13 protein-coding genes are annotated in these 14,548 nt (G+C 68.6%); 3 read left to right on the top strand and 10 right to left on the bottom strand.

Annotated elements, in window-relative coordinates:
- Nucleotides 1–195: 195 nt before the first annotated feature.
- Nucleotides 196–1,464 carry an aminotransferase class I/II-fold pyridoxal phosphate-dependent enzyme gene (locus VGI12_19770; GenBank protein ID HEY2434920.1) on the top strand — a complete coding sequence of 423 codons (1,269 nt, stop codon included), beginning with the start codon at nucleotides 196–198 and terminating at the stop codon, nucleotides 1,462–1,464.
- A gap of 23 nt (nucleotides 1,465–1,487) precedes the next feature.
- On the opposite strand, the gene VGI12_19765 is transcribed toward VGI12_19770, so the two are convergent.
- From VGI12_19765 to VGI12_19725, 9 genes are all read right to left on the bottom strand, one after another.
- The gene (locus VGI12_19765; GenBank protein HEY2434919.1) at nucleotides 1,488–2,147 is read right to left on the bottom strand and encodes a DUF1326 domain-containing protein; all 660 of its coding nucleotides are present in this window, start codon (nucleotides 2,145–2,147) and stop codon (nucleotides 1,488–1,490) included.
- Nucleotides 2,148–2,434: 287 nt separating this feature from the next.
- Nucleotides 2,435–3,421, bottom strand: a complete 987-nt coding sequence (locus VGI12_19760; GenBank protein ID HEY2434918.1) for an FAD binding domain-containing protein — start codon at nucleotides 3,419–3,421, stop codon at nucleotides 2,435–2,437.
- Between the two features lie 7 nt (nucleotides 3,422–3,428).
- On the bottom strand, nucleotides 3,429–5,564 hold the full coding sequence (locus tag VGI12_19755; protein HEY2434917.1) for a xanthine dehydrogenase family protein molybdopterin-binding subunit: 2,136 nt from the start codon (nucleotides 5,562–5,564) through the stop codon (nucleotides 3,429–3,431).
- 40 nt (nucleotides 5,565–5,604) lie between these two features.
- Entirely contained in the window at nucleotides 5,605–6,216 is a 612-nt protein-coding gene (locus VGI12_19750; GenBank protein ID HEY2434916.1) for a 2Fe-2S iron-sulfur cluster-binding protein, read from the bottom strand.
- Between the two features lie 114 nt (nucleotides 6,217–6,330).
- Nucleotides 6,331–7,083, bottom strand: coding sequence for a hypothetical protein (locus tag VGI12_19745; GenBank protein ID HEY2434915.1), 753 nt, complete (start codon nucleotides 7,081–7,083; stop codon nucleotides 6,331–6,333).
- A 73-nt stretch (nucleotides 7,084–7,156) separates the two neighbouring features.
- A complete protein-coding gene (locus tag VGI12_19740) occupies nucleotides 7,157–7,798 on the bottom strand; it encodes a CerR family C-terminal domain-containing protein (protein ID HEY2434914.1) in 642 nt (213 codons plus the stop codon).
- A gap of 11 nt (nucleotides 7,799–7,809) precedes the next feature.
- A complete protein-coding gene (locus tag VGI12_19735; GenBank protein ID HEY2434913.1) occupies nucleotides 7,810–8,922 on the bottom strand; it encodes an ABC transporter permease in 1,113 nt (370 codons plus the stop codon).
- A gap of 3 nt (nucleotides 8,923–8,925) precedes the next feature.
- Nucleotides 8,926–9,723 carry an ATP-binding cassette domain-containing protein gene (locus VGI12_19730; protein HEY2434912.1) on the bottom strand — a complete coding sequence of 266 codons (798 nt, stop codon included), beginning with the start codon at nucleotides 9,721–9,723 and terminating at the stop codon, nucleotides 8,926–8,928.
- A gap of 6 nt (nucleotides 9,724–9,729) precedes the next feature.
- Complete coding sequence (locus VGI12_19725) at nucleotides 9,730–10,794, bottom strand: efflux RND transporter periplasmic adaptor subunit (protein HEY2434911.1); 1,065 nt, start codon at nucleotides 10,792–10,794, stop codon at nucleotides 9,730–9,732.
- A gap of 113 nt (nucleotides 10,795–10,907) precedes the next feature.
- On the opposite strand from VGI12_19725, the gene VGI12_19720 reads away from it, so the two are divergent.
- Together VGI12_19720 and VGI12_19715 are read left to right on the top strand one after the other, a co-directional pair.
- Nucleotides 10,908–11,303, top strand: coding sequence for a BlaI/MecI/CopY family transcriptional regulator (locus tag VGI12_19720; GenBank protein ID HEY2434910.1), 396 nt, complete (start codon nucleotides 10,908–10,910; stop codon nucleotides 11,301–11,303).
- Nucleotides 11,300–13,540, top strand: a complete 2,241-nt coding sequence (locus VGI12_19715) for a M56 family metallopeptidase (GenBank protein HEY2434909.1) — start codon at nucleotides 11,300–11,302, stop codon at nucleotides 13,538–13,540. The genes VGI12_19720 and VGI12_19715 overlap by 4 nt, the downstream gene beginning before the upstream one ends.
- Nucleotides 13,541–13,636: 96 nt before the next feature.
- On the opposite strand, the gene VGI12_19710 is transcribed toward VGI12_19715, so the two are convergent.
- Nucleotides 13,637–14,518, bottom strand: coding sequence for a sugar phosphate isomerase/epimerase (locus VGI12_19710; GenBank protein ID HEY2434908.1), 882 nt, complete (start codon nucleotides 14,516–14,518; stop codon nucleotides 13,637–13,639).
- Between the last annotated feature and the right edge of the window lie 30 nt (nucleotides 14,519–14,548).

The following is a 14,548-nucleotide window of genomic DNA, read 5'->3' as shown; positions in this document are numbered from 1 at the left end:
CGAGGCGGCGAGCCCGGCCGCCGTCGCCAGGCTGCGTGTCAGCGACGCGTCCGGCTGGCGCCGTCCGCTGGAACCATCAGGGCCTCGACCTGCCTACGAAGGCGGCTTCGGCGAGCGCCGGGGGCGACGGCGACGCCGTTGGCAACCCCGTTCAAGGCGACGAAGCCATAGCGCCGCGCGCGATATACTGCCGTGATGCACGCAATCGGACGGTTCGGCACCAGGGTGGTGCCGGGATTGAGCAGGATCTTCCAGGACTGCCGCGACAGAAAGCAGCTCGTGCAGGGGCCGCACATCGAGGCCTTCGAACAGGAGTTCGCGCAGTTCCTCGGCGGCGGACACGTGAAGACGTGCTCGACCGAGTACGGGCGGATGGCGCTCTACTTCATCCTCAAGGCGCTCGACTTCCCCGCCGGCTCCGAAATCGTGGTTCCCGCCTTCACGTTCTGGGTGGTTCCGGAGATCGCGCGCGCCGCCGGGCTGACGCCGGTGTTCGCCGACGTCGATCCGACGACGTTCACGCTCTCGCCACAGGCCGCCGAAAAGGCGATCACGCCGAAGACCGTAGCGATACTCCCGACGCACTTGTACGGGCTCGCCTGCGATATGGATCCGATCCTCGACATCGCCAGGCGCCATAACCTGAAGGTCGTCGAGGACTGCGCGCACTCGCTCGGCGCGACCTACAAAGGCCAGATGGTCGGCACCCAGGGGGACGGCAGCTTCTTCAGCTTCCAGGCGTTCAAGCCGCTCAACACCTACGGCGGAGGCCTGTCCTGGGTGCGCGACGCCGGCGTCGCGAAAAAGGTCGCCGAGTTCGCCGACGCCGAGCAGTGGCCGGACGAGAAGCGCGTCGAGAGCATCCTGTCGTCGGGCAAGTGGCAGCACACGTTCATCCGCCCGAAGGTGTTCACCTATTCGCTCTATCCGATCTGGCTCTTCGCCTCTTACACGGGCGGCAAGCCCGAAGAGCGCCTGTGGGAAGGCGTCCGCCCGCTCACTCCGCTCCCGGACAAATACCGCGGCCGCTTCACCAACGTGCAGGCGGCAATGGGACGCGCCGGGCTGAAGCAACTGCCCGAGTTCATCGAGCGTACCCGCCGGCACGCGCGCATGCTCGACGGGATTCTCGGCGACACGCCGGGCGTCACCATCCCGACGACTCCGGAGGGACGGACGCACGTCTATTACCAGTACTGCCCCTACGTGCCGGAGCCGGCGACGATCGTGAAGCGCTGCATCCGCCGCGGCGTCGACGTCGCGCCGATGCACGTCGACGTGTGCACGAGGATGGAACTGTTCGACTGGAAGGGGGCGGCGATGCCGGGGGCCGACCAGGCGTCGACGGCCGTGCAGGTGCCGGTCTACGAGTCGCTCTCCGACCGAGAAATCGAGCGCGTCGGGCGCCTGGTGCGCGATCAGGTGAGGAAACTCGGCCAGGCGCCGATATCGAGAGCGTCCTGACGGCTTCCGGAGAGCCCGCCCGTCTAGTACGCGAACGTCCCGAAGAACGAGGAGCGCTTGTTGGGGTCGCTCCACTTCGTGCAGAGCGCGGGGCCGCTGAACGCGTTCTCGTCGGTGGTGCCCATCTCGGCATGATCGACGGCCGTCAGCGGATTGAACCACTGCTTGTTGCCGCAGCTTGCCTCGTGGCTGAGGTGCTTCTGCACCGCCAGGCGGACCGAGTCGGTCGACACGCTGATTTCGTGGCCGCTGTCGACGAACGCAATCGGCGCCACGCTCTCCTGGACGACGCTGCCGATCAGGTTCCCTGAGAGGGACCGCACCATCGACACGAGCGCCTTGCGCTGCGCCGGCGTCGCACGGGCGTCGATATAGAGCGCGGCCCGCGCAACAGTCGGCTCGCCGCCGATCTCATGGATGCCGAGGTTGTTGTCGGCCGCCAGCGCCGCGACGACCGCGAGGCCGTCGAGCGAGACGCCGTTCAGCTGCCCCTTGTCGACCTTCCAGGCCAGCAGCGCTTCGCGTCCCGTAGTGGCCGCTTCGCCGTTCATGACGCACGCGCCGGCGAACACCTCCGCCGTCCGTGCTTCGACGTAGGTGCCGGTGACCGACGCCGGTTTGGCGGCGAGCGGCGCGAACATCAGGCTCGAGAGGGCTGCGACAGAAAGGATGGTCTTCTTCATGGGCGCATCTCCACCGGAGCTGACGCTCCGGCTTCCAACGATACGGGCTACAGACAGCAGCAATCCCGCCCGTCGCGGCACCGGTCCGGTCCGACGGGCTGCCGGTCGGGTCCGAGTCCGGTCTGGGTCAACACACACCACCAGGCCGTCTGATCATAACTATCGTAGAACGTCCGCTCCGCGGGGTCCACTACGGCGTTTAGGTACATGCTCTTGGTGCGGAGCCTGAGGCAGTGCACCCCAACGGTCGTCTTCGGCGAGGTCAGCGATTCCATGGACGGGTCACCTCACACGATCGGCAAGCCGGCGGCGTGCAGGATCGCGCGCTCGACGGCTGTCTTGGCGACTTGAATTTTGTAGGCGTTCTGGCTGAGCGGGGTCGCGCCGCGCAGCGCCGCGTCGGCCGCCGCGACGGCGACCTCCGGCGTGATCGTCTTGCCGGCGAGCGCCTGCTCCGCGGCCTGCGACCGCCACGGCACCGGCGCCACCGCGCCCATCACGACCCGTGCGCCCTGCACCGTCGATCCGCTCATCGTCAGCAGCACGGTCGCGAACGCGATCGGCCAGTCGTGCGACGCCTTATAGCGGACTTCATAGTGGCCGCTCTTGACGCTGCCTGGCGCCGGCAGCATCACGTGGGTCAGCAGCTCGTCTGGCTGCAGCACGTTTTCGCGCTGAATGTTCTGCAACGACGGCATCGTGAAGTATTCGGCCGCCGGCACCAGGCGCTCCCCCTTCGGGCCCAGCACGCGGAACGTCGCGCCGTACGCCACGAACGGCACGGCGAGGCTGGATGGGTGCACGATGTAGGTTGGCCCGCCGCCGAAAATGGCGTGGAACTGGTTCTCCCCCGCCGGCGAGAAGCAGGTGTTGCCCCCCTTCTTGAAGCAGACGAACTCCTCGTTCCTGAAGTACCAGCAGCGCGGGCGCTGATTCAGGTTGCCGCCGACGGTGCCCTGGTTGCGGATCTGCGGCGTGCCGACTTCAATCGCCGCCGCCGCGACCGCCGGATACAGCCGGCCGATGTCGGCGTGCTCGGCGACGTCGACCATCCTCATCGCCGCGCCGATCTTGAGCCCGCCGTTGTTGGCGACCACCGTCGAGTCGAGCGCGTTCTTGACGTTGACGATGCGATCCGGCTGCGTGACGTAGTCCTTCAGCCGCGCCAGCAGATCCTGGCCGCCGGCAAGCGGCAGCGCTTTTTCGTGTTCCGGCAGAAGCGCCGCAACCGCTTCTTTCTCGTTCGCCGGGTTGACGTACGTAAATGGTTTCACGCGAGGCCTACGCTTTCTGCTGGAGCGTCTGGAGAATCTTCGCCGGCGTCAGCGGCAGGCTGCGCACCGTCACGCCGATGGCGTTGCGGACGGCCAGCGCGACGGCGGCCGCGGTCGGCACGGTCGGCGGCTCGCCAAGACCGACGACCCCGCGTTCCGGCATGTTCTTGAGACGGACGTCGATCGGCGGGACGTCCGACATCCCGGCGAGCAGATACCACTCCATGTTCGGGTTGACCATCTGCCCGGTGACCTTGTCGAGAATGCGATCCTCGAACAGCGCGAAGTTCAACGAGCCGATCACGCCCCCGTAGACCTGGCTTTCGGCGGTGAGCTGGTTCAGCACGAGCCCGCAATCCTGGATCACCAGCACGCGGGTGGCGTGAACGATGCCCGTCTTGACGTCGACGGTCGCCTCGGCGAACTGCACGCCCGACGTCGTCACCGAGGTCATGCCGGGCTGCCAGTCGGCTTCTGTCGAGATCGGCTGCGGGCCGATCCGTTTGCAGGCGTCGGCCCAGGACATGCCCTTGGACGAATCGCCAGCCACGTGGATGCGTCCGCCCTCGGCGACGAGCGCGTCGGCGCCGGTGCCGAGCTCGGGTGCCAACTTCTCCTTCAGCGCGGCGAGCGCTTTCAGCGCGGCGATGCGGATTCCGGGAGTCGTGCTCGCCGCGGTGGTACTGCCGCCCGACCCGCCGCTCACGCCGTACTGCGTGTCACCGATCTGCGGCGTCACCTGTGAGGGCTGCAGCCCCAGTGCGTCGGCCGTCACCATCGCGACCACCGTTCGCGTGCCCGTACCGATATCCTGCGTGCCGACGCGCATCGTCACGCTGCCGTCCGACGCGATCTCGCAGTGAGCCAGCGACGGCCCGCGTCCGCCGCCGCCCCAGGTGCCGATCGCGACGCCCATGCCGCGTTTGATCGACCCGGGCGCCGGATCGCCAGTCGGGTGCCGCTTGCTCCAGCCAAACGCCTCGGCACCCTCCTTCAGATAGCTGCGCCACATCGCGTTCGGCGCTTCCGGCGGCAGGTTCTTGAGGCGGAACTCGACCGGATCCATCTTCACGAGATCCGCGAGCTCGTCCATCATGATCTCGGTGATGAACGATCCCTGCGGATGGCCGGGGGCGCGCATCGGGCGCTGCTGGCCGGTATTGATGAAGACGTCCTTGTGTGCGCGTCGTCGATTGGCGATTTGATAGATGTACGGGAGAGGGAAGCCCGCTCCCGCTCCGGCGCCGCCGGTCCCCCACGATTCGCCGTCGAACGCGGTGATGGTGCCGTCGGCCGCAACGCCTGCCTTGACGCGGGCCGCCGCCGACGGACGGTTGCCGGTGACGAGGTGCTCTTCCTTCCGGTCGAGCATGAGCTTGACGGGCGTGCCGGCCTGCTTGGCGAGACGCGCGCAGATCAACCCTTCGGCGCCCAGCTGCAGCTTGCTGCCGAAGCCGCCGCCCATGTACTGACAGATGACGCGGACGTTGGTCTGCGGAATCCCGAGACCGGTCGCCAGGTTCTCGCGCGCCGAATTGACGCCCTGGGTCGTCACCCAGGCGGTCAGCTTGTCGCCATCCCACTCGCAGACGGTGCCGTGCGACTCCATGCACACGTGCGTGATGATGTGCGTCGAATACGTCTGGTCGAGCGTGAACGCGGCGGACTTGAAGCCGGCCGCCAGGTCTCCCGACTCCTGCGTCTGCCCCTGGCGGACGTTGCCGCCGGTGAACACCGCCGGCGCGTTGCCGGCCAGCGCCGCGTCGACGCTGATCACCGCCGGCAGCACCTCGTACTCCACCTTGACGGCTCGCGCCGCGTCGATTGCGTGCTCCTCGGTGTCGGCAACCACCGCCGCCACCTCGTCCCCCTGGTACATCACCGTGTTCGCCTTGTCGTCCTTCGGGTCGCGGACGATCAGCGCGGACTTGAACCCCTTCACCTTCTGGGCGCCCGACAGATCGACGCCGGTGACGCGCGCGTGCGGATACGGGGAACGGACGATCCGCCCGTAAAGCATGCCTGGGCGAGCGACGTCGAAGGTGTACTTCGCGCGGCCGCTCACCTTGTCCGGACCGTCGAGGCGTTTGACTCGCGTGCCGACGACGGTCGGCGTCTTCGGCCAGTTGTATTTTGGGTCCACCGGCGGGGCTTGTGGCGCGCCGCCGCGTCCGCCCTGGCGACTAGCCACGCTGCACCCCCTTGACGCTCGAGACCGCTTCGAAGATGCGGGTGAACGTGCCGCAGCGGCAGATATTGCCGTCGAGCCCTTTCTTGATCTGCTCGGGCGTCGGATTCGGGTGCTTCTCGAGCAGACCGACGCTCGCCATCACGAAGCCCGGCGTGCAGAAGCCGCACATCAGCGCGTCCTTGTCGCAGAACGCCTGCTGCACGGGGTGAAGCTGACCGTCGCGCGCCAGGCCGTCGACATTGCGAATCGTCTTGCCCTGGACGTCGATTGCCAGCGTCGAGCAGGCGTAGACCGTACGGCCGTCGACCAGCATCGTGCAGGCGCCGCAGGCGCCGCGGTCGCAGCCGCGCTTGTTGCCCGTGAGATCCGCGCGCATGCGCAGGGCGTCGAGCAAGGTGACCCGCGGCTCGATCATCAGATCGAGCTGGCGGCCGTTGACGTTGAGGCGCACCGGCACCTCGCCGGGGCCGAGCGTCTTGGGACCGCTCTGCGCGGCCAGCCCGGCGGCGGGGGCGATAATCGTCGCGGCCACTCCCGCAACGCCGGTGGATTTGAGGAAGTTCCGGCGGCTGACGCCGCCTGGCCGATCGTCTTTGTCAGACATTTCTAGTTGCTACCTTACCCCAATCCGGCCGCCGCGGAACCCCATCCAGCGCATGTCGTGGCGAGGGCCATTCACGAGTCGGCGCCGCTTCTCCGTGCCGGCGCTCAGGACGGACTATGGGTAAGAAATCGTCGTCGAGAAACCGACCAGTCCAGGCGTCTGCCCGACGGTGTGGACCTCCACGCAGTAGACTCCCGAGTCGACGGCCGCCGAGAGCGTCGTCGCGGCGCCGCCGACCGCCACCTGCGCAGGCACGCAGCCGACGCCGGACGGGCCGGGGATTCCGAGCCCCATGCCCAGTTGTCCGCCACCCGACGACAGCGAATCGAGCGACACCTTGAGGGTGCCCGCGCCGAAGGTCGGAATCAGCCTCGATGCCGAGGCGTTCGTGCCTAGACCGAGGTTCGTGGCCCAGATCGACGTCCCCGCCGCCGTCGCGATCGCCGACGGCGAGCCGATCGTCACCTCGACGCTGAAGTTGACCGACTGGGTGAGGCGCGAATCGGGATCGGACACGATCACGCAGAACGTGCCCGCGGCGACGGTGCCGCTCACTTGCGCGGTCAACGCGGGAACGACGCGCCCGGTCGTCGACGCGGTGCAGTCGCTCGTGCCCACCGCGATGGTCAGCGCCTGCGCGAGCGGCTGATGGGGATCGACGGAGACGTTGGCGAGCGTCAGCCTGACCGGCCCGGCGATCTGCGCGGTGTAGGTCTGCGTCGCGGTCCCGCCGCGATCGAGCGTGCCCTGAAACAGATTCGTCGACGAGGTACTCGTGGGAGTGATGGTCGTCGGCGCCGTCGCCGAGGAGCCGCAGGCGGCGCAGAAAACCAGCGCCGCGAAGATGAACGGAAGTCGTGCCGGCATGTGATGGAGACCGTCGAGCGGCCGGATCAATGCTACCACCGGGGCCGCCAGCGGGATGGCAAAATGGTGAAACTCAGGAGTGCCGCCGGCCCGCCGCCCGCACCCCGGCGATGGAGAACGCGGCGATGTGCTCGGCGGCCTCCTCGATCTGCGCGGGCGTGCCGGTGAACTCGTAGCCGAGCCGCGCCGCGATTGGGTTGGGCATGTAGATGATCGCCTGCGCGTTGATGCTGCCGACGCACTGCAGCACGTGCGCCTCGTCGGGCCGGGCGCCGATCATCGCCGCGACGATGCCGGACAGATACTCGAGACGCGGACGAATGCCCCGCTGCGCCACCTCGTCGAGCAGCGGCGTCGGATCCTGCACTTCCCGCTGCAGCAGCCGATGAACCATGGCGTGCCCCGGCTCGAGAATCCGGGTGAGAAAGACGACCAGGAAGCGCCGCAGCTGCTCCTCCGGCGGACAGCCCGCGCCGGCCGCCCGCGCCGCGTCGTTCGTCGCGGCCATCGCCGCGATCGCCTGCTGGACCACCTCGCGATACAGGCCGAGCTTGTCGCCGAAGTGGTAATTGATCGCCGCCACATTCGCCCGCGCCTCGCGGCAGATGTCGCGGACCGTGACGTTCCCGAACCCATGGTCGGCAAACAGCCGGCGGGCCTCGCGCAGCAGGCGCTCGCGGGTGTCGTCCTGACGCGCGGCGCGGCCCCCCCTCATTGGCGCCTTCGTCACAGCGTCCGCTTGAAGAGCAGCGTCGCCGCGGTCATCGCGACGGCCGAAAAGACGAAGAGGAACCCTAGGTCATAACTGATCGCGGCGAAGCCGGTGTTCTTCAGCAGCAGGCTCTTCAGCGCGTGGACGGCGTAGGTAAAGGGATCGACCACCGCGATCACCTGCATCCAGCCGGGAAAACCCTGCTGGGGATAGACCGCGCCGCTCGGGAAGTACAACAGGGTGTTCAGCACGCCGAACACCGCGCGCGGCAGCAGCGGATCCGTCACCCTCACCATCAGCAGGAACATCAGGCTGATCAGCGCGAACGCCGTCACGACGATCACCGCGAACAGGCGGATCAGCCGCAGCGGCGCCAGCGGGTCAGGAATGCCGGCGATGAGCGACCCGATGATCGTCAGGAACACCCCGGCCAGCACCGCCTTGATCGTGCCCGAGATGTTGAAGCCGGCGATCAGCTCGAACTTGGTGATCGGCGTCACCAGATAGCCTTCGTGCAGCCCGCGCGCCTTGTCGTCGATGAAGATGATGCCGCCGCCGATCATCACCATCATGAAGATCGACATGACGATGGATCCGGGCAGCAGGTACTGGATGTAGGGCACGTAGGGGTAGACCTCGACGACGTCGAGGCGCGGCGCCAGGCCGACCCGCGGCGGGCCGGCCGGCTGGCCATAGGCCGACACCATTCCTCCCAGCGTCGCCGCCAGGGACGCCGACACGAAGTTGTCGGTGTTGTCCTCGATCAGCGCGACGTGCGGATCCGCCTTCGCCAGCACGCGCCGCGAGAAGCCGTTGGGAATGGTCAGCACGCCGTTGATCCGTCCGTCGCGCAGATCGGTGATCGCCGCCTGCTCGTCGGGGTACTCGATCACGTCGATGGTGTGGGCGCCGGACGAGGCGGCACCCGCCAGCTCGCGCACGTGAATCGCCTCGACGCCGTGGTCCTGATCGACGATCGCCACCTTCAGGTGCTTGACGTTGCCGCCGAACGCGTAGCCGAGCACGACGAGCTGCACGATCGGGAACACCATCGACACCACGATCAACATCGGGCTGCGGCGGAACCGCCGCAGCTCGCGCTCGATGATCGCCCAGATGCGTCCCATCGCTCAGCTCCGCCGCGGGATGAAGCCGGTGCGATCCATCGGGCTGACGTCCTGCAGGGCGTCGCGCAGGTCGCGGCCGGTGTAGTAAATGAACACGTCGTCGAGCGTCACCTGATCGCCAGGCGTCGCCGCCTTCAGCCGCTCGGGGGAATCGAGCGCCTTCAACTCGCCGTGATCGACGATGGCGATGCGGTCGCAGAGCTTGTCGGCCTCGTCCATGTAGTGTGTCGTCAGCAGCACGGTGAGGTCGCGCTCCGCCTTGATCTTGCGCAGCATCTCCCACACCGCGACGCGCGAGACCGGATCGAGCCCGGTCGTCGGCTCGTCGAGGAAGAAGATGCGCGGCTCGTGGACGAGGCCGCGCGCGATCTCGACGCGCCGCCGCATCCCGCCCGACAGGTTCTTGACCGGCGCCTCGCGCCACTCGGTGAGCTGCACCGCGTGCAGCAGATCGCTGATCAGCCTCTCGCGGCGGGCGCGCGGCACGCCATACAACTTCGCGAAGATGAGCAGATTCTCTTCGACGCTCAGCTCGAGGTCGCTGGTCATCGCCTGGGGAATGACGCCGATCGACCGCCGCACCCCGTCGGGGTCCTGGCGGACGTCGGCGCCGTTGACGATCGCCGTCCCCTCGGTCGGCGGCAGCAGCGTCGTCATCATGCGGATCAGCGTCGACTTGCCGGCGCCGTTCGGCCCGAGCAGGCCGAAGATCTCGCCGTCCTCGACGGTGAACGAAATCCCGTTCACCGCGGTGAACGCGCCGAACCGCTTGACGATGCCGCGAACGTCGATGGCGGACATCCGGACCTACTGCACGCGCAGCGACACGTAGGCGGTCATGCCGACGGCCAGGCGCCGATCGCGGTTGTCGACGCGCAGCCGGACCTCGAAGGTGCGAATGTCGCGTTTCATCCGGCTGACGTCGCGCTGCGTCGCGAACCCGGCGTCGGCGCCCCGGTAGAAGACCGTCCCCTGGCGCTCGTCGCCGGACGGCAGCCGGACCGGCACCGTGTCGCCGAGCCGCACGCGATCGATGTAGGTCTCCTCGACGTCGACGCGGACCCACAGGTTGTCGGGATCGATCAGCGTCACCACCGGCTGGCCCGGAATGACGTACTCCCCCTGGCGCACGGCGCGCACGCTGACGAATCCCGCAATCGGCGCCCGCAGCTCGGTGTAGCGCAGGCGGACGTCGGCCTTGGTCTGCTGTGCAGCGGCGGCAGCCGCCATGTGCCGGCTGGTCTGCACCTGGTCGCGACGCGCCGACACCTGTTCGGCGTTCGACCGCGCGAGCGCGACGGCCGCGCGCTGCGCCTCCACCTGCCTGTCGATCGCGTCGACCCGGGCCTGCGCGGCGTTGAAGGCGGTGCGCGACTGGTCGGCTTCCTGCGCTGACGCGATCCTCTTGTCGGCCAGGCTCTGCGTGCGGGTGAACACGAGCCGCGCGTTCTCGAGATCGGCGCCGGCGCCCTTGGCCTGCGCCTCCGTGGCGGCGAGCGTCGACTGGGCCTGGGCAATCTGGTCGGCGGTCTGCCGCTGCTCGAAGCGCAGCGTCGCCTCGGACTCGTGCACCTGCGACGAGAGCCCCTGGCTGTTTTCTGCGTAATAGGCGGTGTCGGCGCGCAGCTCGTCGGGCGCCACGACCGCCAGCAGCTGCTGCTTCTCCACGGTGTCCCCTTCCTTCACCTTGAGATCCGCGATCTGTCCCGCCACCTGCGGGCTGACGATGACGTCGTCGGTGGTGACGATGCCGGTGAGCGTCAGCACCGACGGCGGGCGGTGCAGGTAGGCGTAGGCCGCGCAGGCGGCCGCCAGGACGATCAAGATGATGAGGATTCGGCGCAGGCGCTGCATGAGCTGTGTCTCAAACACATGTATCAAACATCTGTTTTAGAGTCAAACCGCCGGCTTGACATCACCCGAAAGGGCGAATATATTCGCTGCCGGCGAATTTCTTCGCCTTGCTCGCGATCGAGGAGACACGCGTGACGAAACCAGTCCAGCCCAGCCTGACGCGCCGCGAGGCACAGATCATGGAAATCCTGCACCGCCATCGGCGCGCGACGGTGCAAGCGATTCGCGCCGAGCTGCCAGACGCGCCGAGCCCGTCGAGCGTGCGAAAGCTGCTCGACATCATGATCGACCGCCGTCTGCTCGGCCGCGAGTACGACGGGCCCCGCTTCGTCTATTTCCCGGCGGCCGCGCCCGAAGACGCGAGCCGCTCGGCGCTGACACAACTGGTGCGCACGTTCTTCGGCAATTCACCAGGATCGGCAGCGGCAGCGCTGCTCGACATGAACAACGGGCCGCTCTCCGACGAGGACTACACGCGGCTCAGGGCGCTGCTGCAGCGCGGCCGCGCGCCGGGAGGACTTCGATGACCGCACTCATCCTCGACACCTTCGTCAAGTCCACCGCGCTCCTCCTGGCGGCGGCGGCGATCGATCTGGCCCTCGCGCGGCGCGCCTCGGCCGCCGCACGGCATCTGCTGTGGGCGCTGACCGTCGCGGCGCTGCTGCTGCTGCCGCTCGCCGCAGCGCTCCCGGGCTGGCACGTACGCATTCCGGTCGCGCGCGCCGGTGCCGCGATCACGGCCGCGCCGCAGGGCGTAATTGTTGACGCCCGCTCCAGCCTCCGCGCGAGTCCCACCGCCCGTCCGGACGCGTTGAAGACGGCGCGTCCGCGCGGCGAGGTCGCGGCCGTGTCGCGGCCGGCCGGACTCGGCGGCGCCTTCGCGCTCGTCGCGCTGGCGGGCATCTATCTGGCGGGTGTGCTCGTGCTGGCGGCGCGGGTCGCGTGCGAGCCGCTCGCGCTGCGCCGTCTGGCGGCCGCGTCACGGCCGATCGACGGCCCGGCGTGGCGCGGCGCCCTCGACGACGCCGTGCGGCAGCTTGGTGTCGCGCGGTCCGTTCGGCTTTTGGAGAGCGCGCAGGACATCATGCCGCTCACCTTCGGCACGTCCGCTCCCGTCATCGTCGTGCCGGCGGCGGCCGAGGGCTGGAGTGAGGATCGCCGGCGCGCGGTGCTCCTGCACGAGCTGGCGCATGTCGCCCGCTTCGACTGCATGGTGCAGCGGCTCACCGCGGCGGCGTGCGCGCTGTACTGGCCGCATCCAGGCGTCTGGTGGGCGGCACGGCGGCTGCGCGTCGAGCGCGAGCTCGCCTGCGACGATCGCGTGCTCGGCGCCGGCGCCGGTCCGCGCGAGTACGCCGAGCACCTGCTCGAGATCGCGCGGGCGTTCGGTCCGTCGCCGGCGCCCGCCACCGCGCTCGGCATGATTCGCGCGCGCCAGCTCGAAGGGCGGATGCTGGCCATCCTCGACGCGGCGCGCAACCGCGCGGCGCTCGGCCGCCGCGGGGTGACCGCCGCGATCGCGGCAACGGCGGCGCTGTGCCTGCCGCTGGCGATCGTCCACGCCGCGCTCGTGCCTTTCGATCCCCTCGTGGCGAACGGATCGGCCGTCGAGCGCGCGGGCGTGGCGCAGTCGTCCCCGGCCCCGGCACAGGCCGAGGCGACGGGCACGTGGGAGCTGCGGCGGACGGCCGCTCGCGATACCGTGCAGATCAACATCCGCACGGACCAGGGATCGCACGGCCGCACGGTCGGCCTCGACCGGTTGGCGGGACTGCCCGTCGATCAGATCGACGGACTCAACGCGCCGCTGCACTTCCCGATCCGACGCGAGGCGGGTACCTTCACCGTCGACGGCGTTTGCCGCCGCGGCGTCTGCGCCGGAACGTTCGCCTTCGCGCCGGACGCGGCGTTCGCCGAGGCGCTGGCCACGCGCGGCATCGGCCGTCCGTCGCCGCAGGAGTCGCTCTCGCTGGCGATCGCCGACGTCGGAGTCGCCTACCTCGACGCGCTCGCGGCGGCTGGCTACGCAAAGCCGGACGTGCCGATGCTGGTTCGCGCGGCACAGCATGGTGTCGACGCCGACTACCTGCACGGCATGACGGCGCTCGGCTACCGCGCCGGCAGCCTCGACGCGCTCATCACGCTGCGCGATCACGGCGTCGATTCGGTCTTCATCCGCGGCATGGAAGCCGCCGGGTACGCGCATCTCTCGGCCGAGGAGTTGCGCGTGGCGCGCGATCATGGCGCCGATCCGGAATATGCGCGCGGCATGACGGCGCTCGGCTTCCCCGCCATGTCGCTGTCGTCGCTGATCGAGGCGCGCGACCATGGCGTCGAGCCCGAGTACGTGCGCGGCATGCAGGCGCTCGGATACCGCCTCACGCTCGACGAATACCGCCGCGCGCGCGATCACGGCGTGGGCGCGGAGTATGCGCGGGGCCTGGCGTCGCTCGGTTACCCGACGCTCACCATCGACGCGCTGCTCACCGCGCGCGACCATGGCGTCGACCCGGAGTACGTGCGCGGGATGGCGGAGCTTGGCTATAAGGGCGTTCCCCTCCAGGACCTGGTGCGTCTGCGCGACCACGGCGTCGATCCCGAGTACGTCCGCCGCCTGCAGCGTACCGGCTCACCGCACCTGAGCGTCGACGAGGTCATTCAACGGCGCGACCGCGGCGAAGAGGATCCCGACGCCGCCGTGCAGGCGATCGCGTCCAGGCTGCGAGCCGTGTGGCGCAACGTCAACGCCTGGCTCCGCGGCTGAGCACGATCGTGCCAGCTGCCAGGAGCCTCGAAGAAGATCAGGAGGCTGCCCTCCTATCCGGCGGCGATGTTTTCGGCTCTTGTCAGCGGCCCCGACTCAGAACTGCAGCTTCGCGAGGTACTGGTAGCTCTCCTCGAGGCTGGCGAGCGGCACCTTCGGCACGTCGTGCTCGACGAAGTAGTGCGCGATGCCGGCTTCCTTCGACTGCGCGAAAATCCGCTTCCAGTCGATGACGTCGTCGTGGCCGACTTCGGTCACGTCGGGTAGCACCTTGTCGATCGCGACCGGCGTCGGCGAGGCCGCCGGCACGGCCTTCAGCCCCTTGACGTGCACGAGCGGGAAGCGCCCCGGATACTTCTGGAAGTAGGCGAGCGGATCCTTGCTTGCCGCCGAAATCCAGCACAGATCGAGCTCCATCTTCACCAGCGTCGGATCGCAGGTCGCGAGCAGGTACTCGAATGGCAGCGCGCCGCTCAGATCCTGACGCGGATAGAACTCGAAGTTGTGGTTGTGGTAGCAGAACTGGATGCCGTGCTTCTGCGCCGCGGCGCCGGCGGTGTTGTAGACGTCGGCGGCGCGCTTCCAGGCGTCGGGCTGATTGCGAACCGCCTCGTCGATCCACGGGTTGACGAGGAATGTCTGACCCAGCGTCGCCGCGTCGTCGAGGGCCATGGCCCACTTGGCCGGATCGCTGACCGTCGGATAGTCGATATGCGCCGCCGGAGAGACCAGTCCGTTCGTCTTCAGCGTCTCACGCACCTGTTGCGGCGTGCGACCGAAGTAGCCGGCGAACTCCACTTCCTTGTAGCCGATCGCGGCGATCGTCGCCAGCGTGCCGTCGAAGTCCTTTTCGAGGTCCGTACGGACCGTATAGAGCTGCACGCCGACCGCCTTGAGCGAGGCGGCGAACGACGCACGCGCAGCCACCATGCCGGCGACGACCGTGCCGAGGAAAGTACGACGGTCCTGGGTAGTCATGGGGTGGGAGTGTAGCCTAGAATGCCGCGC

This window comes from Vicinamibacterales bacterium (assembly GCA_036496585.1).
Classification (GTDB): domain Bacteria; phylum Acidobacteriota; class Vicinamibacteria; order Vicinamibacterales; family 2-12-FULL-66-21; genus JAICSD01.
This window is presented reverse-complemented; position numbering and strand designations above follow the sequence as displayed.